This is a genomic window from Amycolatopsis sp. CB00013 (genome assembly GCF_001905755.1).
GTDB classification, from domain to species: Bacteria; Actinomycetota; Actinomycetes; order Mycobacteriales; family Pseudonocardiaceae; genus Amycolatopsis; species Amycolatopsis japonica.
The window spans coordinates 575590-601127 of the sequence record NZ_LIWC01000001.1 but is presented as its reverse complement, the minus strand read 5'-3'; the positions used below and the strand labels follow the sequence as shown (position 1 = coordinate 601127).

Sequence of the window (25538 nt, the reverse complement as noted above, 5' to 3'; positions counted from 1 at the left end):
GCGGGGAAAGTCCCCTTCACCGCGTCGGATGCGGGGAAAGCGTCCTTCAGCCCCTGGCTGCCTGGACCCAGGCGGTGATCTCGTCGGCGGTCGAAGGGAAACCGCCGGAGAGCAGGTCGTATCCCGCTCCGGTGACCACGACGTCGTCCTCGATGCGGACACCGAGGCCGCGCAGCTCGGGCGGCACGGTGCGGTCACCTGCGTGGAAGTACAGACCCGGCTCGACCGCCAGCGCCATCCCCTCGGCGAGCGTGCCCTCGCGGTAGGTGGAGGGATGCGCGGCGGCGCAGTCGTGGACGTCCAGCCCGAGGAAATGGCCGGTACCGCAGACGATGTACCGCCGGTGCTGCTGCCCGTCCGGCGACAGCGCTTCGTCCACCGACACCGGGAGGAGACCCCAATCGTGCAACCCCTCCGCGAGCACGCGCAGCGCCGTCGCCTGGAAAGCGCCGTAGTCCTGACCGGGGCGGACCTCGCCCAGCGCCGCGACGTGCGCCTTGTGCACCAGGTCGTAGACGTCGCGCTGGGCCTTCGTGAACTCCCCGCCGACCGGGAAGGTCCGGGTGATGTCGGCCGTGTACAGGGAATCCACCTCGACGCCGGCGTCGAGCAGCAGCAGGCTGTCCTCGGTCACCCGCCCGTCGCAGCGGGTCCAGTGCAGGATCGGGGCGTGCGGCCCGGCCGCCACGATGGAGGTGTAGCCGGGGCCGGTGCCCTCGGTGCGCGCACGGCGGTCGAAGGTGCCCTGCAGCCAGCGTTCCCCGCCGCCGCGGACCGCCTCCGGCAGCGCGGCCAGCACGTCCGCGAAGCCGAGGGCGGTCGCGTCGACGGCGTCGCGCAGCTGGCCGATCTCCCAGTCGTCCTTGATCCGGCGCAACTCGGCGAGGACCGTCCGCAGCCGCTCGCTGTGGCCGAAGCGGTACGCGTCGAGCGCGGGATCGACCCCGGCACCGACCAGGAAGCTCGGGTTCCGCCCGCGCAAACCGTGCGCGAGATCCTCCAGTGGGCGGCATTCGATGCCGAGCGCGTCCCCGTACGCGGCCGGTCCGGCGGCGGAGCCGACCCACAGCGGGCTGGTGTCGGCGTCGCCGACGAAGTCCGGCTCGTGCGCCTCGGCGGGACGCGGGACGTACAAGGTGGCGTGGTGGCTGTCCCCCGCCGGGGTCATCACCAGGATCGCGCCCTCGCGCTGGCAACCGGTGAGCCACACGAAATCGCTGTCGGCGCGGAAGCCGTGGAACGTGTCGTTGGACCGCACCACCGCCCGTCCCGCCGCGAGCGCGATGCGCTGACCGGGCAGTTCCGCCGACAGCCTGCCGCGATGGGCGGCGGCCGCCTCGGCGGTGCCCGGCGGCACCTCCACCACGTCGTCCGCGGGCTCCCAGCCGTCGCTGATCCAGTTCCGGAACCCTTTGGCGGCCAGCAGCGCGCGCAGATCCGGCCGGGTTCGGTCGCCGGTCATCGGCACCCCTTTCAGGTAGTCATGGTCCTGGCCGCACCCTCGCACCGCGACGGACCCGGCCGTAATGACCGGCGGCGATAGACTCCGCCTATGGCCCTGGAGATCCGGCACCTGCGGGCGATCTGCGCCATCGCCGAAGCGGGCAGCCTCTCGCAGGCGGCCGCCGCGCTGGGCATGTCCCAGCCCTCGCTGACCTCGCTGCTCCAGCGGCTCGAACGGCAGATCGGCGCGCCGTTGTTCGTCCGCAGCCACACCGGCGTGACGCCGACCCCGGTCGGCGAGCAGACGTTGCGCCGCGCGCTGACCCTGCTCGTGGAGTTCGACCGGTTCGAGAGCGACCTCCTCGGCGCGCTCGGCGACGGCCCGGTGCGGCTCGGATCGTCCCAAATGGACTGTCTGCCCACCTTCGTCGAGCGGCTGGACGACGCGCTGCCGGGGCTGGACGTCACCGTCCACGTGGAACCCTCCAGCGCGGTGCTGGCGCAGGCACTCGCCCGCGCGACACTGGACATCGCCGTCATCGCCATGTCCGACGACCAGGAAGTGCCGCTGGCGAAGCATCTCGGGCACCGGGTGCTGTTCTCGTGGCTGCCCATCTTCGTCGGCATTCCGGCACGGCACCGGCTCGCCGGCGGGCTCGAGGTCGACCTGGCCGACCTCGCGGACGAGGCGTGGATCGGACCGCCCGGCCCCGAGGACGGCTCGCTGACGTCGCTGCGCGCGGCGACGCATCGCGCGGGGTTCACGCCGCGGATCCGCTTCGAATGCCCGAACGGCGGCGGACGCCATCTGATCGCCGCCGGGCAGGCGGTACAGCTCGTGGAACCCACCGCGCCGGAACTGCCCGGCATGGTCGTCCGGCCGTTGAAGGGTGACCCGATGCGGATGCGGCTCGTGCTGGCGTGGCGCAAGGAACGGCTGACGTGGGACCAGGCGGAGAACGTCTACCGCGCGGTGATGACGTCGTACACGCGGCACGCGATGGCGTCGACGCCGTTCCGGACGTGGTGGGAGCGGCGGCGGGATTCCCAGTCGTGGGACGGGCTGGTGGACTTCTTCCGGGTGGCCGGTTCATGACGGGACCGGTGGGAAACCACCGGTTTCGAACAGCCTGTAACCCGATCCCGCCTCGCCGCGATTGACCTCCCGTACCGGGCGAACGGAGACGGGAGATGATGACGCAACGGCTGTGGCTGGGACTGGCGGTCGTCTACACGTGCACCGCCGTGGTCCAGCTCTACCTTCTCGCCAGCACCGGCGCCGTCTGGGCCGGGACACTCACCGCGGTCGGCTTCGTGGCGGCGCTGCTGTGCGTCCTCGCCGCCTGGAGGGCACCGAAACGAGAACGGGACGACACAAGGAAAATCGACTCAAACACGCCCTAGCCACCGGGATAGGGGGCGGCCCACGGCTCCTCGTCGAGGCCGACCCCGTCGGCGACGTACGCGATCGTCCGGTACCAGCCCGCCAGCACGAGGAACTCCAGGAGCTGCGAGGCCGGATAGTGCGCGGCGAGCGCGGCCCAGGCGGCGTCGGAAACCGTTGCCGTGTCGTGGAGTTCGTCGACGGCGGCGATCAGGGCGCGGTGCCGCTCCGACCAAGCGGGATGCCCGGAGTCGCCGGTTACGGTGGCTTCGAGCCGTTCCTGCGTCAAGCCGACCATCGGCGCGAAAACCGCGGCGTGGACACCCCATTCGTAGCGGCATCCGCAGCGGGCGGTCACCCGCGCGATGACGATTTCCCGGTCCAGCGCGGGTAATTCGCCGTGCGCGAGCAGACCGGCCCCCAGGACGCGCATCCGCGACGCCAGCTCCGGATGGCGCTGCAGCAACCGGAACAGCGCCAGCGGCTCCTCCGTCACGCCGGGCGGCATCCCTTTGCGCAGGGCTTGTTCGACGTCCGCCTCGTAGGGCGGGGCGAGTGGCGCTATGCGGGCCATGACCACCTCCGGTGCTTCGATTTCAGAACCACTATGCTGCTTCGAAAGTCGAAGCACAAGGGGGGGGTGCCATGCCCGACCATCCGATCCCGCGGCCCGGGCGGCCGGTCCGCGGCTCCGAAACCGGCCGACCGCTCATGGCCGCGCTCGATCTGCTGGGGCGCCGATGGACCCTGCGGGTGATCTGGGAACTGCGCGAGGGCGACGTCGGCTTCCGGGAACTCCGGCGGCGCTGCGAGCACATGTCGTCGAGCGTGCTCGCCACCAGGCTGGGCGAGCTCACCGAAGCCCGCATCGTCGAGACCGGCGGCGAAGGTTACCGCCTGACACCACTGGGGGAACGGCTTCTCGACGCGTTGCACCCGCTGGAGAAATGGGGCCTCGCCTGGGAAAAGGCGCTGCGTGAGTGACGAGGTCACCCACCGTTCACCGCACGCGGCCTTGCCAGGAGAGGTGAGCGGCGTACGGTGAGCAGTACGTGAGGTTGAGTCCACCAGCCCGCGCGAACGACCCGCATGTCCGCGGCCCAGCACCTTCACAGGGCGACGCGGAGGCGAGTTCACTTGCGCAGCAGCTGTGCAGGCTTACCCGTTGTCCGTCTCGTCCCCGGCTATCCGGGAGACACCCTCATGACCGAACGCATTCCTTTCACGCGGAGCAGCCGCGACGGCCCCGCCTTCCGCACCGTGCTCCACCCCGCCATTCCGCGACCGCGCCCGTCGGCCGAGAACCTGTTGCGGGTCCAGCGGATCCGCTGGAACGAAGACCTGCTGGTCATCGCCGCGGCGGGTGAGATCGACCTCGCCACCGCGGGACGGCTGGAACAGGCCTTGTGCGGCCGCCTGCCCGCCGCGACCGTGCTCGATCTCAGCGAGGTCGGCTTCCTCGGCGTCGCCGGGTTACGGGTCATCGAATCCGCCGCGGCCCGGGCACGCGCCGAACGCCGCACGACCGGCGTCGTCGCCGACTCCCGCCCGGTACTGCGCCTGCTGCAACTGTTCGGCACCGAGACCAAGATCCCCGTGTACCGGCGCCTCGACCACGCGATCCTCGAGTTGCCGAACCAGTGAGGGTCAGGCGAGCGGCAGGAGCGTGGACAGCCCCGTCTTCGAAGCCAGCCGCCGGATCGTGGGCGACGGAAGGAAACGCAGCGCGACCCCCTGGGTGTTGCACCGGTCGTTGATCCCGACCAGGGTCGCCAAACCGGTGGAATCGCAGAATTCCACGCCTTCGAGATCGACGACCAGCTTGCCCGGCACGGGCTCCAGCGCTTCCTCGAAGGTCTCCTTGAGGTCCTCGGAGGTCGTCAGATCGATCTCTCCCGCCACCGCGATGACGACCTCGGCGCCATCGGGCCTCGCGACGGACACCGAGAACGGAACCTCCCGGTGTTCGCCGTCTCCGCTCGTCACCGTCATCCACCCCTCACGATCGGTACCCGACTGCCCCGAACATATCGGATGACGGCGCCCGCTCGCGCGGCTCACGTGTCCCGATCCGGGCGGTGCCTTAGCCTTGTCGATGGATCCGGCGGTCGTGGACCGCGGCGGACGACGAGGAGAAGCTTCGTGATGCCGATCGACGAGCCGGTGCGCAAGAACACCGACGAGCTGGTCCTCGAGGTCGCCGCCGTCCCCGCCCAGGCCGCCGCGTTGCGGGACGTCCTGGCGAAATGGGCCCTCGACCGGGGTCTCCCCCGCGAACTGGCCGAGGATCTCAAACTCACCGCCTACGAAGCGATGACGAACGTCGTCAAGCACGCCTACCCGGACGGCACCGAAGGCAACGTCATGACGGTGACGGCCGCCCACGACGACGGCCTGCTCAAGATCAGCGTCGCCGACGAAGGCCGCTGGCGCGACGGCCGCCGCCCGGACGGCGGACGCGGCCTGCCGATTATCCGCGCCTTCGCGCCGGAGGCCTCGGTGACGAGCACACCCACCGGGACCATCGTCCGGCTCGCGTGGCCCTGCCCCGCCCTCTGACCGGCTTCGGCCTCCTCCGGGCGTGCTCGGACACGGGACTCGCGTGACTGGAGACGGATCTCGCGTGATTGGAGGCGGAACGTGTCCAATCACCGGATGACGTCGTAGACCAGCTTCTGGATCCCGTTGCCGTAGGACTCGCTCTCGACGAGCTTGAGGTTCTGCTTGTCCTTGTCGGTGTCGCTGAACAGCTTCTTTCCCGCGCCGAGCAGGACCGGGAACAGCAGCAGGTGGTAGCGGTCGATCAGGCCGGCGTCGGCGAGGTTCCGGTCGAGTTCCGCGCTGCCGTGGACGATGATCGGCCCGCCCTCGGTCTCCTTGAGCTTCGCGACGTCGTCGAGCGAGCGCAGGATCGTGGTCTCGCCCCAGTTGTCGACGAGGTCCTCGTCCCGCAGCGTGGTCGACACGACGTACTTCGGCATCGCGTTGTACTCCGCGAACTCCTCGGTCATACCGGGCCACACCGGCGAAAACGCCTGGTAGCTGACCCGGCCCATCATCATCGCCGTGGCCTCGCCCTGCTCACGCCCCTTGAGCTCGTAGGCCGCTTCGTCGAACTCGATGCCGTTGAAGGTCCAGCCGGAGTTGCGGTAGCCGGGCTCTCCGCCGGGCCCCTCGACGACGCCGTCGAGCGAGACGAACGCGGTGGCGATCAGGGTGCGCATCTGGTTTCTCCTTGGTGGTTCGGAAGTGCTTTCGACACTGCGTCGACCGGGGAACGACGGATTCGACATCGTGGCGAAAAGAATTTCTCACTCTTCGGCGTCGCGGACCAGCAGGGCGATCTGGACCCGGTTTTCGACGCCGAGCTTGGCGAGCATGCTGCTCGTGTGCGCCTTCACCGTCGCGACGGTGATGTCCAGCTTTCGCGCGACGTCGGTGTTGGAAAGCCCTTCGGCGATGGCGCCCGCCGTCTCGCGTTCGCGGTCGGTCAGCGTGGCCAGCAGCCCGCGGGCGGTTTCCCGCGACGCCCGGCGCGCGTCGGACGAACGCGGGCCGGTGGCCGCGGTGATCAGCCGGGCCGTGGCGGCGGGTGAGAGCGCGGGTTCGCCGGTCGCGACCGTGCGGATCGCCGCGAGGATCCGCGGCGGCGGGGTGTCCTTGAGCAGGAATCCGAGCGCGCCGACGCGCAGCGCGCCCAGCACCATCTCGTCGGAGTCGAACGTGGTGAGCACCAGCACCCGCGGCGGCTCCGGGAGGCCGAGGATCTCCTCGGTGGCGCTCAGCCCGTCGCGGCCGGGCATCCGGACGTCCATCAGGACGACGTCGGGCCGCTGCTCCCCCACCACCCCGACCGCGGCGTCGCCGTCGGCGGCCTCACCGACCACGACGAGATCCGGTTCGCCGTCGACGATGAGCCGCAGCGCCATCCGCACCAGATGCTCGTCGTCGACCAGCACGACCCGCACCCGCTCGGCGTCCATTCATTCGCTCCCTTCGCGGACCGGCCACGGCAAACGCGCGGCGAGCACGAATCCGCCGCCGGGTTCCGCGTGGTGGTCCAGTTCGCCGCCTGCCAGTTCGACCCGTTCGGCGAGGCCCAGCAGGCCGAATCCCGACGCGGGCGGGCCCGCGATCGCCCGCGCCGCACCGGAATCCCGGATCGTCGCGCGCAGCCCGTCGCCCGGCCTTCCTTCGACGGTGACGACCACGTCGGCGCCGGGCGCGTGTTTGCCCGCGTTGGTCAGCCCTTCCTGCACGATCCGGTAGACGGTCCTCGCGATCGCGTCGGGCGGCTCGCCCTCGGTCGTGAGCTCCATCGTGATGGCCAGTCCCAGCGCCCGCGCGTCCGCGACGAGGGCGGGAAGGTCGGCGAGCGAGGGTTGCGGCGGTTCCAGTTCGTCCGGGTCCGCCCGCAGCACGCCGAGGACGTCCCGCAGTTCCTCCAGCGCCTGGTGCGAGCCGTCGGCGATGCCGCGCGCCAGTTCCGCGACCTGCTCGGCGGGCAGATCCGGACGATGCCCCAGCACCCCGGCCTGCATCGCGACCAGCGAGACGCGGTGCGCGAGGACGTCGTGCATCTCGCGGGCGATCCGGTGGCGCTCCACGATCCGGGCCTCGGCCGCCCGCGCGGCCTGCTCGCGTTCCGCGCTCTCGACCCGTTCCCGCAGGGAGCGCACCTCCTCCCGGCGCGCCCCGATCGCGGCCCCCACGGCCACCACGATGCCCACCAGCAAGGTGGGGAGGCTGATCATCAGCCACAGCGGCCCCGGCGTCTCGCGCGCCGGGTACAGGTCGACGACCAGGACCGCCGTGACCACGGACAACACCGCCGCGACCGCCGTTTCGGCCGGTCGCCGCCGGGTGGCCAGCGAACAGAGCGCCAGCAGCGACGCGCCACCGGCCAGCACCGACGCCGTCGAAGCGAGGATGACCGCGATGGCGATCACCACCGGGAAACGGCGGCGCCACAACAGCGCGATCAGGCAGACGAGCGCGATCAGCGGATCGCCGGTGATCATCCATTCGACCCTCGGCCCCGACGCGCCCACCGGCAGTTGCGCCGCCGTGATGACCCAGAGCAGCACACCCAGCGCCGCCGCGGCGAGCAGACGCCAGGCCTCTCCCCACGGCCGGAGGGGCGGCTGGGCGCCGGCGTCGGTGATCACCGGCCCATCATGGTCGACCGGCCCGCGGCGGCGCAGCCGGACACGGGACGATCCCGGCCCCGACCTCGGTCGCGACGGGGATCGACTTTGGTCGGATACGACGTGCGACGCGCCGCCGATGTGCGCCGGGTTCCGCGCGGGCGATCCTGGGGTCCGACCGTGGAACCAGGAGGTGGGAAGCATGACCAAGGGCGGCTATCTGGGGCTGCAGATCTTCGGGATGGTGGCCGTCGCCGTCTTCGCGCAGGCCGCCATCCGCAGCCTTTTCGATCATTCCGCGACCCAGTTGTGGGGCGCGTTCGATTGGGTACCCGGTGAGTGGGGCGGCAGGTTGATCGTGTTCCTGCTGCTCGCGGCCACCGGAACGGTGCTGGCGGGCTGGGCGCATGATCGCGCCAAGCGAGCGGACCGCTAGGCCGGCGCCGTTCCGCTAGTATCCGCAGCCGGGCGTTTTCCGTCTACATCGGACGGAACGCGGGGCTGGTCGATCGCGGGAGAGTGCATGGCGGACGGAGTTGGCTCGCTTGCGGGGTGGTCGGCCGATCCCACCGAAGTGACCAGCTACGTGGGCCGGGACGCCGAGACCGGCGAGGCGAGGCGCCTGCTGGAGGCATCGTCGCTGGTCACGCTGACGGGGCCGGGCGGGGTGGGCAAGACGAGGCTGGCCTGGCGCATCGCGGCGGCCCACCGGGAGGCCACCGCCGACGAGGTCGCGTTCGTCTCGCTGGCCGAACTGCGGGAACCCGCGTTGCTGGTGCCGACGGTGGCGAACGTCCTCGGCTTCGGTGACCGCTCGGCGAAACCGGCCATCGACGTCGTCGTCGAAGCGCTGCAGGCGAGCCGTCTGCTGCTCGTGCTCGACAACTGCGAGCATCTGGTCGACAGCTGCGCCTGGTTCGCCGACACCGTGGTCAGGGCCTGTCCCCAGGTGACCGTGCTGGCCACGAGCAGGCAGTCGCTCGGCGTGGCTGGCGAGCGTGTCCTGCCGGTTCCGCCGCTGGCGATCCCGGAACAGGGCGACTCCTTCGAACGCGTGATGAACGACGATTCCGTGCGCCTGTTCGTCGATCGCGCGACCGCGGTCGCGCCGTCGTTCCGCCTCGCCGAGGAGGACATCGAGCCGCTGATCCGGCTGTGCCGCAGGCTCGACGGCCTGCCGCTGGCCATCGAACTGGCCGCCGTCCGCGCGCGGGCGTTGTCCGTGCGCCAGCTGGCCGACCGCCTCGACCGGCAGTTCTCCGTGCTCACGAAGGACCGGCGGGGGCGGCCGGAGCGGCACGAGACCATGCGGGCCCTGATCGACTGGAGCCACGACCTGTGCACCGGGCCCGAACGGCTGCTGTGGGCCCGCGCGTCGGTGTTCTCCGGCAGCTTCGACCTCGACGCCGCCGAGCAGGTCTGCAGCGGTGGCGAACTGCCGCGCGACCAAGTCCTCGAAGTCGTCGACGGGCTGCTCGACAAGTCCATCCTGCTGCGCGAGGAATACCCCGGCGGGGTGCGGTACCGCATGCTGGAATCGGTGCGCGAGTACGGCGTCGACCGGCTCAGCGAGACGGGCGGGACGGCGGAGTTCCGGAAACGGCACCGCGACTGGTTCGCCGAACTCGCCGGCCGGTACGCCACCGAATGGCTGGAGACCGATCAGCTCGGCTGGATCGGACGGCTGCGGCGCGAACACGCGAACTTGCGCGTCGCCCTCGACTACTGCACGGGCACCCCCGAGGACGCGGTCGTCGGGCTGCGGATGCTGCGCGACGTCAAGGAGTTCTGGATCGTCCGCGGGCTGAACACCGAAGGCCGGATGTGGGTCCGCCGCCTCGACGAGGCCGCGGCACCGGACGTCCCGGAGCGGGCGCACGGGCTGTGGCTCTCCGGTTTCCTGGCGGTGGTGCAGGGCGACATGTCCGCCCATCGGTGCATGCTGGAGCGCGCGGCCGCCGAAGCCGAGGCGAGCGGCGACGAACTCGCCGCCGCGTACGTGCTCCACGTCCGCGCCTACGCCGCGCTGATCGGCAACGACATGGCCGAGGCCTCACGTCTGTTCGGCACGGCCATCGACCTGTTCCGCGCCCACGGCGACGAGGGCGGGGACCTCTGGGCGAGTTACAACCACGGGCTCGCCGTCTGGCTGAACGGCGACATCGACCGCGGCCGGGCGGTGCTCGCGGAAGCCGTCGAGCGCTGCGAGCGGCGCGGTGAGGTCTTCTGGCGTGGCTGGGCCCTGTGGTCGCGTGCCGCCGCCGAGTACCTGCAAGGCGATCTCGCCGTCGCCGAACGCTGCTGCGAGCAGGTCCTCCGCCTGCACGAGCGGGTGGACGACCGCGTCGTCGTCGGGTTCACGCTCACCGTCATGGCGGGCTGCGCCGCCCGGACCAAACGCCCCAACCGGGCGGCGATCCTGCAGGGCGCCGCGATGAACGTCTGGCGCACGGTCGGCGCCTGGCCGACGCGGTACGAGGCGTTCACCGAACCGCTGCTCGCCGACACCGACACCGTGACGACCGCGCTGGGCTGGGAGGTCGCGGTCAAGGAATTCGCCGACGGCGCCGCGATGCCCACCCGCGACGCCATCGCCTACGCCCTCGAAGAACGCACCCCCGGCCCGCGGAAACAGACCGCGCAGGTGCTCACCAAACGCGAGACCGAGATCGCGCACGTGATCGCCGAGGGCCTGACGAATCAGGAGATCGCCGACCGGCTCGGCATCGCCCGGCGCACGGTGGACACCCATATCGACCACATCCTCACCAAGCTCGGCTACTCGAACCGCGTCCAGGTCGCCACCTGGGTGACCCGGTCCGCGGATCCCGCCTGACGCTCACGCCACCTTCATCGGGGCGGCCTGCCGGGCCGGTTCGGTCGTGAGCAGGTCCGCGCGCAGGGCGATCCGCAGGTCCAGACGGGACTGCGGGTCGTCGAGCCGGGCACCGAACAGGACCCGCAGGCGGCGCATGCGGTTCCGGACCGTCTGCGGGTGCACGCCGAGGTTGTTCGCGATCTCGGGCGCCCCGCCGCGGGCGGAGAGCATGGCGTCGAGGGTTTCGGCGAGTTTGGTGCGCTCGTTGGCGGGCAGGTCGGCGATCGGCGCCAGGCTGCGGGTCACCAGCGCGGTGGTGAGCACCTCGTCCGCGAACAGCCAGTGCGTGGTCAGATGATCCGACCAGCGCACGAGCGGGCCGTCCTCGATCACCTCACGGCGGACCAGTTCCAGCGTCCGGCGCGCCCAGCGCAGGGAGATCGCGGCGTCGGCGGGCGCCACCGCGGGCCCGACCGCCGCCCGCGTCCCCGCCAGGACACCGCCGATCTCGACGTCGTCGGGGACGAGCAGGAGCGGGTACTCGCCGGCGAGGTCGGCCAGCACCTCCGGACCGAACGACGCGCGGCCGGCGCCGGGCTCGGCGGCGACGGCAACCACCCGCGCGGGCGGCACCCAGCCAGCCTCGGCCGCGAGTCCCGCCCATTTCGCGGGCGGACGGCCGCTCAAGATCTCCTTCAGCAGGTCTCGGCGCAGCTCGGCGATCGAGGGCGTGTGCGCGGCGCGGTAGGCCGCGGTGGACAGCCGGATCAGGACGTCGGAGCAGCGGAGCAGGGCCTCCACCCCGGTGTCCATCAGGCCGGACCCGGCCCCGGGCTGCCGCGACAACGACGCCAGCGCGGGAAGGGCGCCGCGGCCCGCCGAGTGGTAGGCCCGGGAGAGCCGGTCCAGTTCCTTGCCCGCCGCGTACTCGGCGACCCCGACCTGACGGAAGGCGTCCGCACCCGCCGCGATGCCGAGGTTCATCCCGTCGCGCTCGAGTACCGAGGCGACGAACTCCGTGGCACGCGCGTCGAACAGCGGCGCGTGCTCGGGCAGCGAATGCCGGATCCCGTCCACGACCACGCGGGCGATCACGAGGGCGGCGGAGCGGGCTGGGGCGTAGGACGCGGTCATCGTCGACCTCCGGAGCAGCGGGAATCGTCGGGCCGCCGAGTCTGCTACTCCGGAGTAGCGGGGCACATCGGGTGAATTACGTACTCGGGTCCGGCGGGCCTACGCATCACCCGTTCGTGGAGGACTCCTGACCCTCGGCGATCGTGTCGCGTTATTTGAGGGGTAGGGCAAACGTGGCGTGGTCGGTGCGGGTGGTCGTGAGTGGCGTTTCGGGTTCTAACCCGAAACGCCACTCACGACCAGCGCTTGGCCAGGGCTGAAGGCTCCCTTCGCCGCATTAGACGTGGTGAAGGGAGCCTTCACGCCATCGCTGGCCCCGCCCGCGAACGCGACACGGTTTGCCGTCCAGGGTGGTCATCTCATCGCAAAGCCGGCGAAGACGGCCTGCGCGACAGGGGTTCGATCACGCCACCTTTGCCTTACCCCTCACCCGCGGTAATCCCCACCTTCGGGCGACCACGCCAGCCGCTCTACTCGCACACGGCTCCATGCGCGGCGCTCCGCACGACCTTGGCGTACTTGCCGAGCACCCCGCGCGTGTACGCGGGCGCCTTGGGAGTCCAGCCCTCCTTGCGTGCCTCGATGTCTTCGATCTCGACTTCCAGCGTCCGGTTCGCGACGTCGAGCGTGATCGGGTCCCCGTCGCGCACGAAGGCGATCGGCCCGGCGTCGACGGCTTCCGGGGCGATGTGGCCGACGCACAGCCCGGTCGTGCCGCCGCTGAACCGGCCGTCGGTGATGAGCAGGACGTCCTTGCCGAGTCCGGCGCCCTTGATCGCGCCGGTGATGGCGAGCATCTCCCGCATCCCCGGGCCGCCCTTGGGGCCTTCGTAGCGGATGACGACGACGTCCCCGGCGACGATCCGGCCCTCGGCGAGCGCGTCGAGAGCGGCCCGCTCGCCGTCGAAGACCCGAGCGGTGCCGGTGAACGTCGATTCGTCGAAGCCCGCCGACTTCACGACCGCGCCTTCGGGCGCCAGCGAGCCCTTGAGGATGGTCAGCCCGCCGGTCTTGTGGATCGGGCGGTCGAGCGGCCGGATGATCTCGCCGTCGACCCCGGCGGGCGCGATGCCTTCGAGGTTCTCGGCCATCGTCTTCCCGGTCACGGTGAGCACGTCGCCGTGCATGAGCCCGGCGTCGAGCAGCGCCTTCATCACCACGGGGATGCCGCCGACCTTGTCGACGTCGTTCATCACGTACTTCCCGAACGGTTTGAGGTCGCCGAGGTGCGGGACCTTGTCACCGATCCGGTTGAAGTCGTCGATGCGCAGATCGACCTCCGCCTCGCGCGCGATCGCGAGCAGGTGCAGGACGGCGTTGGTCGAACCGCCCAGCGCCATCACGACGGCGATGGCGTTCTCGAACGCTTCCATGGTCATGACCTGCCGCGCGGTGATGCCCTGGCGGAGCATGCCGACGACGGCCTCCCCCGAACGGTGCGCGAACCCGTCACGACGACGGTCGACCGCGGGAGGGGCGGCCGATCCGGGCAGCGACATGCCGAGCGCTTCGGCGACCGACGCCATCGTGTTGGCGGTGTACATGCCGCCGCAGGCTCCTTCTCCGGGGCAGATCGCGCGCTCGATCTTGTCCACTTCGGCGCGGCTGATCTTTCCCGCCAGGCAGGCGCCGACGGCTTCGAACGCGTCGATGATCGTGACGTCCTGTCCGTCGACCTGTCCGGGCATGATCGAGCCGGCGTAAAGGAAGACGGAGGCGAGATCGAGCCGGGCCGCGGCCATGAGCATGCCCGGCAAGGACTTGTCGCAGCCCGCCAGCAGCACGGAGCCGTCCAGCCGCTCGGCCATCATCACCGTCTCGACGGAGTCGGCGATCACCTCTCGGGACACCAGCGAGAAGTGCATTCCCTCGTGTCCCATGGAAATTCCGTCGGACACCGAGATCGTGCCGAACTCCAGCGGGTAGCCACCGGCCGCGTGCACGCCGTTCTTGACCGCCTTGGCCAGCCGGTCGAGCGACAGGTTGCACGGCGTGATCTCGTTCCACGAGGACGCCACCCCGATCTGCGGTTTGGCGAAGTCGTCGTCGCCCATCCCGACCGCGCGGAGCATCCCGCGGGCCGCCGCGCGCTCCAGGCCGTCGGTCACGTCGCGCGAACGAGGTTTCAAATCCGGCTGGTCTTGCGGCATCGGGGCACCTTCCTTCGTGGCGGGACACCGGGCACGCTGCCAACCCCGCGCGTCCGGCGCAACTCATCGCTCCGTGGACGGCCCGCGGTGCAGTGCCACCCGCGTGATCGCGTGATGCTCCACGCCGAGCACCTCGGCCGTCCAGCCGGAGACCACCACGCGGTCGCCCGGCTTCTCCGGGATCCGGCCGAGGATCACGAGGATCAACCCCGCGATGGTCGCGTACTCCCCCGGCGGCGCGTCGCGCAGTTCGACCCCGACGTCGACGAGGTCGTGCACCGGGAAGGTGCCGGGCAGGACCAGGGAACCGTCCTTGCCGTCGCGCACGGCCAGCACGTCGCGGTCGGTCTCGTCGTAGATCTCGCCGACGATCTCCTCCAGCAGATCCTCCAGCGTGACCATGCCCGCGACGGCGCCGTGCTCGTCGACCACCAGCGCCATCTGCTCCCGTTCGGCCTTGAAACTCCGGATCGCGTCCGACACCCGCAACGAATCGGGGAACACCACCGCCGGCCGGACGACCTCCGCGAGGTCTTCGTGGTCGCCGAGCAGGTCGCGCAACCGCACGACACCGAGGACATCGTCCAGATGGCCACCGCGGGCGACCGGCGCCCGGGAATGGCCGGATTCGGCCAGCTGCCTGCGCGCCGAGAGCAGATCCTGCTCGGCGGCCAGGGTCAGTACCGCCCGGCGAGGGACGAGCACTTCCCGCAGCCGTCGTTCGTGGATCTCCAAGGCGCCGTTGATGATCATGCGCTGTTCCGCGTTCAGGCCTCGCTGCGCGGACACCAACTCGCGGAGCTCCTCGGGCGACATCTGGTCCGGATCGGCTTCCGCCCGGCCGCCCAGCGCCCGTACGACGAAGTTCGTCGACACGCTCAGCGCCCACACCACGGGCCGCGAGATCGCCGACAGCAGGTTCAGCGGCCGCGCCACCAGCAGCGCCCACCGCAGCGCGTTCTGCATGGCCAGCCGCTTCGGGGCCAGTTCGCCGAGCACCAGGGTCAGGAACGTGAGGACCATCGTCACCAGCGCGACGGCCACCGCGCCGGCGGCGTTGCCGAGGAAACCCAGCAGTGGCACCAGGGGTTGGGCGAGGGACACCGCCGCCGTTGCCGAGGCCAGGAACCCGGCGAGCGTGATGCCGATCTGGATCGTCGCCAGGAACCGATTCGGGTCACGCGCCAGGCGCACCAGGGTGCGGGCGGCCGCGCGGCCGTCGCGTTCCAACGCCCGCAGCTGTCCTTCGCGCAACGAGATCAGCGCCATCTCGCTGCCCGCGAACACCGCGTTGAGCACCACCAGCACCGCGACCAGCGCGATGTCGAACCCGTAGCCGCCCACAAGCACTCCCCGGCCCGCCGGAAGTGCAGAACATTACCGAGCGGAAGGCAGGTCCGCAGATATCGCGACTGCTCGCTACTGACACGTCGTTCCGCTACCTTCGAAGGGAACCCGCACGGACGGAGTCCTGATGTTCGCACTCAAGACCGCTCCCGCCCGGACCTTCCGGCACAAGGCGGAGGCGATCGCCAAACCGGTCACCCGCTGGAGCATCGGCCACGCCATCCCCCGGGTCGCCCTGCGGGCCGCGGCGCGGCGGGGCGACCTCCAGGGCAGGCTGTCCGTCGAGGCGAGCGGCGGAGCGGACCTGACCGGCCTGTTCGACGAGATCCGCTCGCACGGCGCCATCGCCACCACCCGGGTCGGGCACGTCACCACCCGGCATTCGGCGTGCAAGGAGATCCTGGGCAGCGACGCGTTCAAGACCGTGCGGTTCGTCCCGGACAACCCGCTGCTCAACCGGCTCGTGGCCTGGTCGTCGTCCGGTCTGATCCATCCGATCGAGCCCCCGTCGCTGCTCGCCAGCGAACCGCCCGACCACACGCGCTACCGGAAGCTGGTCACCCGCGTCTTCACCGCCCGCGCGGTGGAGCAACTGCGCGAACGCACGCAGGCGATCACCGACGAACTGCTCGACGGTCTCGACCCGACGAGCCCGGTCGATCTCATCGAGCAATACTGCGGGCTCCTGCCGGTCACCGTGATCAGCCAGATCCTCGGCGTCCCGCCGGAGGAGCGCGACAAGGTGCTCGCGCTGGGCGGGGCCGCGGCGCCGAGCCTCGACCTCGGCCTGCCGTGGCGGACGTTCCGGACGGTGGAGGCGACGCTGGCGGAGTTCGACTCGTGGCTCACCGTGCACCTGGAGAAGCTGCGGGCGAACCCCGGTGACAACCTGCTCAGCAAGCTGATCGCCGCACGCGAGGACGGCGTCGGCCTGACCGAGCGGGAACTCAAGGCCACCGCGGGGCTGGTGCTGGCGGCCGGCTTCGAAACGACCGTCAACCTCCTCGGCAACGGCATCGCGCTGCTCACCCGGCATCCGGACGAACTCGCGAAGCTGCGGGCGGATCCGGACCTGTGGAGCAACGCGGTCGACGAGGTCCTCCGCTACGACCCGCCGGTCCTGCTCACCGGCAGGCTGGCCGCGAAGGACACCGAGATCGGCGGGACCCCCATCGCCCGCGGGGCGATCGTCAGCACCGTGCTCGCGGGCGCGAACCGGGACCCGGAGATCTTCGACGACCCGGCCGCCTTCGACGTCGCTCGAGCGAACGCGCGGGATCACGTGTCGTTCGGCGCCGGGCGGCACTACTGTCTCGGCGCCTCGCTGGCGAGGATGGAAGGCGAGATCGGGCTGCGGTCGATCTTCGAGCGCTTCCCCGACCTGCGGCTGCTGGGTGGCGGCCGGCGGCGGGAGACCCGGATCCTGCGCGGCTTCGAAACGCTTCCGGCCGCGCTCATCTGACTCGGGGATTTCCTGGCTGTGGCGGCAGTTGATCGCAGGTCCGTGAAGGCCTCCGCCGCAATTCGTCCACAAAGGACAAAAGACGCCGGAATGGCGAAGCGCTCCGACGCCGTGCTCACCGGACGGCTCACGACCGGGCAAGCGGGCATTTTTACCGAACCGGCACGGGAAACCGGCCAGTAACCTCACGCCGGTGAAGACGGACCGCGAAGGCAAGGAAGCCCCCGAGCTCCCTACCGTCACGGTCATCGGGTGCCTCCTCGGCTTCTTCATGACGGTATTGGTCCTGATCGGCCCGGCCCTGCTCTGGATCAGCACCCGCTTCGATCCCGGCGACGACGACGGCCTGGTCGTCGTCGCCATGGGCGCCGTGTTCACGCTCGGCGGGGCCGGCACCGTCGGCTCGCACCTCTGGCAGAACGCCAAGGCCAGGGAGGCCCATCGCGGACTGGACCGGAAAGGTGTCCGCGCGACCGCCGAAGTCGTTTCCAGCAAGCGGATCTGGGTCGGCGAGGTGAGCACGCCCGCGGACGACGTCGACCTCGTCGTCACCGGCCCTGGCGTGGCTCCGTTCAGCGCGCGAGTGCTCACCGAGGACGTCGGCCGCTACGAAACGGGCACGGTGGTACCCGTCGACGTGGACCCGGGGACCCTCCTGTTCCGCCTCGCCGACTGACCTCGCCGCGATCATTGCCCGGCAGCATCGTATCGCTTATCGTATATGAAATTCACCCCCCGATGCTGCGAGGTGACCCCCGTGACCACCGCCACCGCCGACCCGACCACCACCACGGTCGCGCGAGATTTCACCGATTTCCGCACGGTGGTGTCACAATCCTTCGTGCCGCTGCACGTGACGAGCGAGCACCGGGACCACTTCCGCGGCCGCATCCGCTCGTGCGGAGCCGACGACGTGCAGCTGACCGAGGTGACCGCGTCGGCGCACGTGGTCGAGCGGACACCCGAACTGATCGCCAGGGCGGACAGGCATTACTACAAGCTGAGCCTGATCCTGGCCGGCACCGGCCTGCTCGTGCAGGACAACCGTGAGGCGATGCTGCGTCCCGGCGACGTGGCGTTGTACGACACGCACCGGCCGTACACCCTCGCGTTCGAAGAGGATTTCCGCACGCTCGTGGTGATGTTCCCGCAGCGGCTCATCGATCTCCCCCGCGACCTGGTCGGCCAGCTGACCGCGGTGCCGATGTCGGGCAAGCGGGGCATGGGCAACGTGGTGGTGCCCTTCCTCGCGCAGCTCGGCAGCAACCTCGACCAGCTCGGCGGGCCGGCGGGCGTCCGGCTCGCGCATACCGCGGTCGATCTGCTCGCCACCCTGTTCGCCAGCGAGCTCGACCTCGCCCGCACGAGCGCCGGGCCGCATCACGAACTGATGCGCCGGGTCCTCGCCTACATCGACGCGAACCTCTCCTCCACCGACCTGGGACCGGCACAGATCGCCGCCGAGCACTACATCTCCACCCGGCATCTGCACGGCCTCTTCCACGAGCAGGGCACGACCGTCTCGGGCTGGATCCGCACCCGCCGCCTCGAACACTGCCGCCGCGAATTGCTCGACCCCGTGCACACTTCGCGACCCGTCGCGGCCATCGCGGCGAAGTGGGGTTTCGTCGACGCGCCGCATTTCAGCCGGGTGTTCAAGACGGAATTCGGCTGCTCGCCGAGCGAACTGCGGCGCGGCTTGACCGTGAGCGATCGGTTGTTGCCGCCCAGCGCGTGACAGCTGGCCCTTCCCGGGCGGTCGCCTCGACGATGACCGCATGCCCGAAGCACCCGAGGAACAGTGGCGTACCTATGACGAGTTCGCCGCCGGAATAGCCACCTACCGCCTGCCGAACGCGGACCTGTCGGGACGCGAGCTCACCGTCACGCTCGACGACGGGTCGACGCTCGCGCTGCGGTTCGAAGACGCTGAAACCGTCACCTGCAACGGCATCAAGGATCCGTACGACGCGGTCGCCGTCCGGGAAGACGTCTTCTTCGTCAATCTCCCACACACCAGCGTCGAAGGGGAAGCGCTCACCGTCGTCTTCTCCACCACGACGCACCGCGCGCTCGCCGTGCGCTCGGTCATCGGCGCCGAGGATGTCGAAGGCGTTCCCCGTGTCTCCCAGACGTTCTGGTCCGGCACGACCGACGCGGGCACGCCGTCCGGCGAGGTCCCCGGCCCGTCGCGCGACCTGATCGGCAAGCGCAACGTCTACCGCTACAGCCCCGAACACCTCTACGAGCACGTGTACGTGTCCTCGCAACGCTATGCCTGGCAATGCCTCGAAGGCGTGCAGCGCGGCCACGGGGACATGGACCTGTCGACGGTGTGGAAGTTCCAGGACGGGCTCTACCTGTTCTGCTTCCGCGAATTCCGCATCGCCGTGGCCAGCGTGTGGCTGCACGACCTCGGCTACGCGCTGAAGACCACCGGCGTCTTCCTCGGCCTGACCGGCGACGGCCGGTCGGAACACTCCCGCGCGGGCGGGCACATCTACCCACTCGGCGCCGTCGCCTATCCCGACGCGCAACCGGTTTAAGGAGTCTCAGTGTCCAATTTAGACGTCATCGCCGCGCATTACACCGCGAGCGACCGGGGCGACCTGGCGGGCATGCTGGCCCCGCTCGCTCCGGAGACCACCTGGACGGAGGCGGCCGGTTTCCCTTACGCCGGCACGTACACCGGCCCGGAGGAGGTCGCGGACAACGTCTTCGGCCCGATCGCGAAGGACTGGGACGACTACACCTTCACCCTCGGCGACCTCTTCGACGCCGGTGACGCGGTGATCGGCCTCGGGACCTATCACGGCAAGCACCGTGGCACCGGTCGTTCGTTCACCGCCCGGGTCGCGCACGTGTGGCGGTTCAACGGCGGCAAGCTCGCCTCGTTCGAGCAGATCGTCGACTCGGTGCCCGTCGTCGACGCCATGGAGAACCGGTGAAACCCGCGCGGCGCCTCGTCGCCTCCGCAGCCGTCCTGCTCGCGGCCGCACTATTCACCACTGCGGGCTGCGCCGGAGCCGACAGCGGTTCGAGCGGGCCGATCGTGGTCGGTTCGGTCAACGCGCTGAGCGGCGCGGCGACGTTCCCCGAGGCTTCGCAGGCGGCCAAGGCGGTCTTCGACGCGGCCAACGCGAGCGGCGGCGTGAACGGCAGGCAGATCCAGTACAAGGCCCTCGACGACAAGGGTGACCCGGCGGCCGCGGCGGCCGCGGCCCGAGAGGTCGTCGGACGCGACGAGGCGGTGGCGCTCGTCGGCTCGTCCAGCCTCATCGAGTGCGAGATCAACAACAAGTACTACGAGCAGCAGAAGATCCTGTCCATGCAGGGCATCGGCGTGGACCCGGCGTGTTTCTCCAGCCCGAACATCGCCCCGGTCAACGTCGGCCCGTACCACGACATGACGCTGACCCTGCTCTACGGCTCGGAAACGCTGAAGCTGAACGACATCTGCGCGCTGCTGGAGATCGCGGGCAACACGCTGCCGTCGTATCAGGCGGCGATCGACGAATGGTCGGCCATCACCGGCAAGAAGCTCAAGTACCTCGACGCGACCGTGCCCTACGGCGGTTCCGACTACACCTCCTACATCGTCAAGGCGCGCAACGCGGGCTGCAAGGCGATCACGGTGAACCCGGTCGAACCGGATTCCATCGGGCAGCTGAAGGCCGCCGCGGCGCAGGGCTGGAACGACGTCACGTGGCTGCTGCTCACCAGCGTCTACAGCGAGAACTACGCCAAGGCCATCACCAACGCCGGTGCCGGGGTGTACGTGCCCGCCGAGTTCTACCCGTTCACCGACGCGACCAGCCCGCAGAACAAGGACTGGCGCGAGCTGATGACCAAGAACAACATCCCGCTGACCTCGTTCAGCCAGGGCGGTTACCTGGCGGCGAAGTACTTCCTCGACGTCGTTCGCGGCATCCAGGGCGACATCACCCGTGAATCGGTGACCAAGGCCCTGCGCGAGATGAAACCGGTCACCGATCCGATGGTCGGCACGCCGTACGTCTTCGGCCCCGGCCAGACGCACCACGACAACACCGCGGGCTGGCCGATCAAGCTCGCCTCCGGCACCAACAAATGGGAGCTCGTCGCGAACGACTGGCTGCGGATTCCGAAGAAGTAACGGGAGGATTCGATGCTGCAGGGAGCGCTGGCAGGCCTGGCCGCCGGCGGACTGTACGCGGTGTTGGCGGTGTGCCTGACGCTGATGTCGCGCCTGGTGCGGGTGGTGAACTTCGCCCAATCGGCCACCGGGATGTTCGGTTGCTACGTGGCGGTGTTCCTGTCCGTCGATCTCGGCCTGCCGATGTGGCTCGCCACCGTCGCGGGGATCCTGCTCGGCGGGCTGCTCAGCGCGCTGCTGGGCTGGATCGTGTCCACCTGGCTCGCCGAAGCGGACACCGGCACCCGCTCGGCGGTCACCGTGGCGGTGCTGCTCCTGCTGATCTCGTTGTCGTTCATCCTGTTCGGCAACAAACCGCAGCCGTTCCACCCGATCCTGGACGGTCCGGCGGTCACCGTCGGCGGCGTGGTGATCAGCCAGGTCACCGTGGTCACCGTCGCGCTGGCGGTCCTGGTGGCGGTGGCCAGCCGGATCGTGCTGAGCCGGACGCCCGCCGGTGTCCAGCTCAGGGCACTGTCGGAACGCCCGACGACGGCGGAACTGCTGGGCATCCCGGCGAAACGGCTCAGCGTCGCGGTCTGGGCGGTCACCGGGGTGGTCAGCACGCTGGTCATCTCGATCGTGGCGCCGTCGCAGTCCAACGACGCGACGTCGCTGGCGATGCTGGTGGTCCCCGCGGCCGCGGCGGCCCTGCTCGGCGGATTCCGCCGTCTCGACCTCGCGGTCGCGGGCGGGCTCGGCCTCGGCCTGATCCAGGGCGCGGCCGCGCAGGTCGACGGCCTTTCGGTGGTGCGGTACTTCCTGCCGTTCGCAGTGATCGTCGCGCTGCTGCTGTGGTCGCAGCGCAAGGAGGTGTGGGATGCGGCTCGCTGAACGCGGGATCCCGTTCGTGGTCGCCATCGTGGCGATCGCGGTCGGGTACGGCCTGAGCGTCGGGCTCGACGGGTATTTCGTCTATCTCGGCATGAGCGCCGTCGTCGCCGGGATCTCGTTGCTCGGGCTGGGTGTGGTCACCGGCAGCGCCGGCATGATCTCCCTGTGCCAGCTGACCTTCGGCGCCGTCGGCGCCTGGACGGTGTCGGCGCTCAACGAGGCGCAGGCGCCCGGCGGGTTCCTCACCTGGTTGGCGCTGGGCGGTCTCGCCGCCGGGGCGGTCGGGGTGCTCGTCGGGCTCCCGGCGTTGCGGCTGCGCGGGATCAACCTCGCCGTCGTCACGCTGGGGCTCGCCGCGGCGGCGGACCTCGCGCTCGTCCAATTGCAGTTCCCGGGTGTGTCCGCCGGGATCTCGGTCGAACGACCGGAGGCCTTCTCCGACGACCGGTCGTATTTCCAGCTCGCCGTCGTGGTGCTGGTGCTGTGCTGCCTCGTCGTGTACTTCCTGCGCCGCGGGCGCTGGGGCAGCGCCTGGCAGGCGGTGGCGTTCTCCGAACGCGGCACGGCGGCCGCCGGGACGAGCGTGCGGACGTCGAAGCTGACCGCGTTCGCCGTGAGCGCCACCCTCGGCGGGATCAGCGGCGGCCTGCTCACCGGGCAGGTCGGCATCGCCTTTCCGGCCAGTTTCACCGCGATCCAGTCGCTGGCGCTGTACGTGCTGGCGATCATGTCGGGAGCGCATCTGATCGACATGGCCGTGTTCGGCGCGATCCTGTGGGTCGGGGTGCCGGAACTGCTCAAACGCTGGGGAATCCCGCAGGACTGGGGTTTCGTGGTGTTCGGCGTGCTCGGGGTCCAGGCGCTGGCCAGTGGCGGGAACCTGGGCACCACGGTGCGGCAGGTCTGGTACCGGCGGTCCAAGAAGGAACCGGCGAAACTCGATCTCGCCGCCGGCGCGGGCGACGTCGAACCGGCCTCTCCCGGCCCGCCGGTGCTGACCGTCCGCGGCCTGAGCGTGAACTTCGGGCACGTCGCCGCACTGTCCTCAGTGGACATATCGGTACCGGAGCACGGCGTGCTCGGCGTCATCGGGCCGAACGGTGCGGGCAAGTCGACGCTGGTCGACGCGATCAGCGGATTCCTGCCCAACGCCGAGGGCGCCGTCGAACTCAGCGGCCGTCCGCTGACCGGATCGCCGTCGAACCGGGCCCGCGCCGGGCTGCGCCGGACGTTCCAGCAGGACCGCGTCCCGCCGGGGCTGACGGTCGGGGCGTATCTCAAGTTCCTCGCCAGGCGGCGGCTCACCGCCGACGAGATCGGCGACGCGCTGGACTTCTTCGGCTGCCCCGCCGCCCGCACCCCACTGTCGCAAGTGGACGTCGGTGCGCGCAGGCTGGTCGAGGTCGTCGGGCATCTGCTGGCACGGCCGCGCGTCCTGCTGCTCGACGAGCCCGCCGCGGGCCTTCCGCACGAGGAGCACGTCGCGTTCGGGGAACGGCTGCGGCAGGTTCCCGCGCGGTTCGGGGTTTCGGTCCTGCTCATCGAGCACGATCTGGACCTCGTGCGCTCGGTCTGCGACACGATCACCGTCCTCGACTTCGGCCGGGTGCTGGCCTCCGGCCCGCAGGCCGAGGTGCTCGCCGATCCCGCCGTACTCAAGGCGTACATGGGTGAAACGGAGATGCTGTGAACGCTTTGCGGATAGCGGGGCTGACGGTCACCCGCGGCGCGGGGCCGGTCATCCGCGACGTCGACCTGACCCTGGAGCCGGGCCGGATCACGGCGCTCGTCGGCCCCAACGGTGCCGGGAAGACCAGCCTCCTGGAGGCCGTCTCCGGCGTGGTGCCCGCCGCGTCGGGGACCGTCCACATCGGATCAGACGAGATCACGAAACAGTCCCGAGTGGCCCGCGCTCGGCGGGGTCTTGCGCATATCGAGCAGGGTCGCGCGGTGTTCGGCGGCCTGACCGTGCTGGAGAACCTGATGCTGACCGCGCGCACCCGCGCACGGGCGGACGAACTGATCGAGGCGTTCCCCGAACTGGAGAAACGCCGCGACTCGCCGGCCGCGCTGCTCAGCGGCGGCGAACAGCAGATGGTGGTGCTGGCCCGCGCGTTCGCCGCGCGGCCGTCGTTCCTGCTGATCGACGAGATGTCGCTGGGCCTCGCGCCCGTGGTGTTCACCCGGCTGCTGCCGATGGTGACCCGGTTCGCCGAGGAGGGCGCGGCGATCCTGCTGGTCGAGCAGTTCACTCATCTGGCCCTCGGCGTGGCGAGCGACGCTTTGGTGGTGTCTTCGGGGCGGGTCACCTACGCGGGTTCGGCTCAGGGACTGCTGGACTCCCCCGGCACCCTGCACGCGGCTTACCTCGGGGAATCCTGACCGTTCGGAAGTCCGTGAAGGCCTCCTTGAGGGACTCGCTTTGCTTACCCGCTGGTGTGGGCCGAGCTAGAGGGGGTCGGGACGTTGAACGTCCTGGCTCCTCCGCACAGGGATTCGTTGACGAAGGATTTGGGACAGTGAACGTCCCAAATCCTTCATCGACAACGCTCGACCCGGAGCGAATCCCGCTCACTCCCGGTTCAGACGTAGATCAACAAATATCGGTCCGTGAAGGCCTCCTTGAGGGACTCTGGGTCCCTCAAGGAGGCCTTCACGGACAGTCGCACTCGCCTTCGCGGCTGCCCGGATGTCATGAAAGGGTCGTTCAGGACACATTTCGTCCTGAACGACCCTTTCATGACATCCGGCACCGGGCGATCACCCTCCCCACACGCGTGAAGGCCTCCTTCCCTCGGCTCAGCCGAGGGAAGGAGGCCTTCACGCGCAAAACCCCGCTAAGAACCCATCCCCGCCCGTTCGAAAGCCAGCGTCGGCAGATCCACCGCATGCGCGCCACCGTCCGCCACGATCACCGCGCCGGTGATGTACGACGACTCCGAAGACCCCAGGAACCGCACGATCGACGCGATCTCCTCCGGTTCGGCGGGGCGGCGCAGCGGCACCTCGGCGGTGACGCGGCGGTAGCCCTCGGCGTGGCCGCCGTCGAAGCCCGCGGCCTCCGCGAACTGGTCCATCTCGCCGTCCGCCATCGGCGTGCGCACCCAGCCGGGGCAGACCGCGTTCGCGCGGACGCCCTTCGGCCCGTAGTCACGGGCGATCGAACGCGTCAGCCCGATCAGCGCGTGCTTCGCGACGGTGTAGCCGGCGACGTTCGGCCCGGCGAACAGCCCGGCCAGCGACGACACGACGACGACCTGGCCGCCGGTTTCGATCAGCGACGGCAGCGTGGCCCGGCAGAACACGAAAGCACTCGAGAGGTTCGAGCGCAGCGCCAGTTCCCATTCCTCGTCACCGGTGTCGACCACTGAGGACAGCCCGTGCCCGCCGGCGTTGGCCACCACGACGTCCAGCCTGCCGAACTTGCCGACGATCTCCGCCACGGCGTTCTCGGCGGCTTCGCGATCGCTGGCGTCGCACGAGATGACGTGCGCGCCGGTTTCGGCGGCGACCTTCTCCAGCGGCTCGAGCCGCCGTCCGAGCACCACCACCTGGGCGCCCTCGTCGGCGTACCGGCGGGCCACCGCGGCGCCGATTCCGGTACCGCCACCCGTGATCGCGACAACCTTCTTCACTTGCGGAGTC

The 25538-nt window shown here is 70.3% G+C and carries 26 protein-coding genes; 16 read left to right on the top strand and 10 right to left on the bottom strand.

The features are described from left to right. Positions 1-46: 46 nt before the first annotated feature. A complete protein-coding gene (locus AMK34_RS02595; RefSeq protein ID WP_073842665.1) occupies positions 47-1462 on the bottom strand; it encodes an aminopeptidase P family protein in 1416 nt (471 codons plus the stop codon). A 90-nt stretch (positions 1463-1552) separates the two neighbouring features. Here AMK34_RS02595 and AMK34_RS02590 point away from each other — a divergent pair, with 90 nt between their 5' ends. Both AMK34_RS02590 and AMK34_RS02585 read left to right on the top strand, forming a co-directional pair. Next, positions 1553-2539 (top strand): LysR family transcriptional regulator, encoded by a 987-nt coding sequence (locus AMK34_RS02590; protein ID WP_038514290.1) that lies wholly within the window; start codon positions 1553-1555, stop codon positions 2537-2539. 95 nt (positions 2540-2634) lie between these two features. Then, complete coding sequence (locus tag AMK34_RS02585; protein ID WP_073842663.1) at positions 2635-2847, top strand: hypothetical protein; 213 nt, start codon at positions 2635-2637, stop codon at positions 2845-2847. On the opposite strand, the gene AMK34_RS02580 is transcribed toward AMK34_RS02585, so the two are convergent. Next, positions 2844-3401: a carboxymuconolactone decarboxylase family protein gene (locus tag AMK34_RS02580; protein ID WP_073844521.1), complete on the bottom strand. Its 558-nt coding sequence runs from the start codon at positions 3399-3401 to the stop codon at positions 2844-2846. The two genes, AMK34_RS02585 and AMK34_RS02580, sit on opposite strands and share 4 nt — an antisense overlap. 71 nt (positions 3402-3472) lie before the next feature. Here AMK34_RS02580 and AMK34_RS02575 point away from each other — a divergent pair, with 71 nt between their 5' ends. Next, positions 3473-3811 (top strand): winged helix-turn-helix transcriptional regulator, encoded by a 339-nt coding sequence (locus AMK34_RS02575; protein WP_037337059.1) that lies wholly within the window; start codon positions 3473-3475, stop codon positions 3809-3811. 219 nt (positions 3812-4030) lie between these two features. After that, on the top strand, positions 4031-4471 hold the full coding sequence (locus tag AMK34_RS02570; protein WP_073842661.1) for an STAS domain-containing protein: 441 nt from the start codon (positions 4031-4033) through the stop codon (positions 4469-4471). Positions 4472-4474: 3 nt separating this feature from the next. Here AMK34_RS02570 and AMK34_RS02565 read toward each other — a convergent pair whose 3' ends face one another. Next, the gene (locus AMK34_RS02565) at positions 4475-4819 is read right to left on the bottom strand and encodes an STAS domain-containing protein (protein WP_038514299.1); all 345 of its coding nucleotides are present in this window, start codon (positions 4817-4819) and stop codon (positions 4475-4477) included. 153 nt (positions 4820-4972) lie between these two features. Here AMK34_RS02565 and AMK34_RS02560 point away from each other — a divergent pair, with 153 nt between their 5' ends. Further along, positions 4973-5386 carry an ATP-binding protein gene (locus AMK34_RS02560; RefSeq protein WP_073842659.1) on the top strand — a complete coding sequence of 138 codons (414 nt, stop codon included), beginning with the start codon at positions 4973-4975 and terminating at the stop codon, positions 5384-5386. Between the two features lie 89 nt (positions 5387-5475). On the opposite strand, the gene AMK34_RS02555 is transcribed toward AMK34_RS02560, so the two are convergent. The 3 genes from AMK34_RS02555 to AMK34_RS02545 form a co-directional block, all read right to left on the bottom strand. Further along, positions 5476-6051, bottom strand: a complete 576-nt coding sequence (locus AMK34_RS02555; protein ID WP_038514304.1) for a dihydrofolate reductase family protein — start codon at positions 6049-6051, stop codon at positions 5476-5478. 87 nt (positions 6052-6138) lie between these two features. Then, positions 6139-6810 (bottom strand): response regulator, encoded by a 672-nt coding sequence (locus tag AMK34_RS02550; protein ID WP_073842657.1) that lies wholly within the window; start codon positions 6808-6810, stop codon positions 6139-6141. Further along, positions 6811-7995 carry a sensor histidine kinase gene (locus AMK34_RS02545; RefSeq protein ID WP_073842655.1) on the bottom strand — a complete coding sequence of 395 codons (1185 nt, stop codon included), beginning with the start codon at positions 7993-7995 and terminating at the stop codon, positions 6811-6813. A 181-nt stretch (positions 7996-8176) separates the two neighbouring features. Between AMK34_RS02545 and AMK34_RS02540 the strand changes: the two genes are divergently transcribed. Then, positions 8177-8410 (top strand): hypothetical protein, encoded by a 234-nt coding sequence (locus tag AMK34_RS02540; protein WP_037337039.1) that lies wholly within the window; start codon positions 8177-8179, stop codon positions 8408-8410. 87 nt (positions 8411-8497) lie between these two features. After that, positions 8498-10810, top strand: a complete 2313-nt coding sequence (locus tag AMK34_RS02535) for a LuxR C-terminal-related transcriptional regulator (protein ID WP_073842653.1) — start codon at positions 8498-8500, stop codon at positions 10808-10810. Positions 10811-10813: 3 nt separating this feature from the next. Here the strand turns inward: AMK34_RS02535 and AMK34_RS02530 are convergent, their stop codons facing one another. The 3 genes from AMK34_RS02530 to AMK34_RS02520 all read right to left on the bottom strand — a co-directional run bounded on the left by AMK34_RS02530 (position 10814) and on the right by AMK34_RS02520 (position 15420). Further along, complete coding sequence (locus AMK34_RS02530; RefSeq protein ID WP_073842651.1) at positions 10814-11926, bottom strand: helix-turn-helix domain-containing protein; 1113 nt, start codon at positions 11924-11926, stop codon at positions 10814-10816. 470 nt (positions 11927-12396) lie between these two features. Next, the gene (gene ilvD / locus AMK34_RS02525) at positions 12397-14076 is read right to left on the bottom strand and encodes a dihydroxy-acid dehydratase (RefSeq protein WP_073842649.1); all 1680 of its coding nucleotides are present in this window, start codon (positions 14074-14076) and stop codon (positions 12397-12399) included. Between the two features lie 63 nt (positions 14077-14139). Beyond that, positions 14140-15420 (bottom strand): hemolysin family protein, encoded by a 1281-nt coding sequence (locus AMK34_RS02520; RefSeq protein WP_073842647.1) that lies wholly within the window; start codon positions 15418-15420, stop codon positions 14140-14142. A 130-nt stretch (positions 15421-15550) separates the two neighbouring features. Between AMK34_RS02520 and AMK34_RS02515 the strand changes: the two genes are divergently transcribed. The 9 genes from AMK34_RS02515 (at position 15551) to AMK34_RS02475 (ending at position 24275) form a co-directional block, all read left to right on the top strand. Continuing rightward, complete coding sequence (locus tag AMK34_RS02515; RefSeq protein WP_051972535.1) at positions 15551-16885, top strand: cytochrome P450; 1335 nt, start codon at positions 15551-15553, stop codon at positions 16883-16885. Between the two features lie 193 nt (positions 16886-17078). Beyond that, the gene (locus AMK34_RS02510) at positions 17079-17561 is read left to right on the top strand and encodes a hypothetical protein (protein WP_038514323.1); all 483 of its coding nucleotides are present in this window, start codon (positions 17079-17081) and stop codon (positions 17559-17561) included. An 81-nt stretch (positions 17562-17642) separates the two neighbouring features. Further along, entirely contained in the window at positions 17643-18623 is a 981-nt protein-coding gene (locus AMK34_RS02505) for a helix-turn-helix domain-containing protein (RefSeq protein WP_038514326.1), read from the top strand. 40 nt (positions 18624-18663) lie between these two features. After that, positions 18664-19431, top strand: a complete 768-nt coding sequence (locus AMK34_RS02500) for a MoaF C-terminal domain-containing protein (RefSeq protein ID WP_073842645.1) — start codon at positions 18664-18666, stop codon at positions 19429-19431. A 9-nt stretch (positions 19432-19440) separates the two neighbouring features. Beyond that, on the top strand, positions 19441-19833 hold the full coding sequence (locus AMK34_RS02495) for a nuclear transport factor 2 family protein (RefSeq protein WP_038514331.1): 393 nt from the start codon (positions 19441-19443) through the stop codon (positions 19831-19833). Beyond that, entirely contained in the window at positions 19830-21020 is a 1191-nt protein-coding gene (locus AMK34_RS02490; RefSeq protein WP_038514334.1) for an ABC transporter substrate-binding protein, read from the top strand. Before AMK34_RS02495 ends, AMK34_RS02490 begins: the two co-directional genes overlap by 4 nt. 12 nt (positions 21021-21032) lie before the next feature. Then, positions 21033-21893, top strand: a complete 861-nt coding sequence (locus tag AMK34_RS02485; protein WP_073842643.1) for an ABC transporter permease subunit — start codon at positions 21033-21035, stop codon at positions 21891-21893. Then, the gene (locus AMK34_RS02480) at positions 21880-23583 is read left to right on the top strand and encodes a branched-chain amino acid ABC transporter ATP-binding protein/permease (RefSeq protein WP_073842641.1); all 1704 of its coding nucleotides are present in this window, start codon (positions 21880-21882) and stop codon (positions 23581-23583) included. The genes AMK34_RS02485 and AMK34_RS02480 overlap by 14 nt, the downstream gene beginning before the upstream one ends. Further along, the gene (locus AMK34_RS02475) at positions 23580-24275 is read left to right on the top strand and encodes an ABC transporter ATP-binding protein (protein WP_073842639.1); all 696 of its coding nucleotides are present in this window, start codon (positions 23580-23582) and stop codon (positions 24273-24275) included. The genes AMK34_RS02480 and AMK34_RS02475 overlap by 4 nt, the downstream gene beginning before the upstream one ends. Before the next feature lie 455 nt (positions 24276-24730). Here the strand turns inward: AMK34_RS02475 and AMK34_RS02470 are convergent, their stop codons facing one another. Then, positions 24731-25528, bottom strand: coding sequence for an SDR family NAD(P)-dependent oxidoreductase (locus tag AMK34_RS02470; RefSeq protein WP_037337000.1), 798 nt, complete (start codon positions 25526-25528; stop codon positions 24731-24733). Positions 25529-25538: the final 10 nt, after the last annotated feature.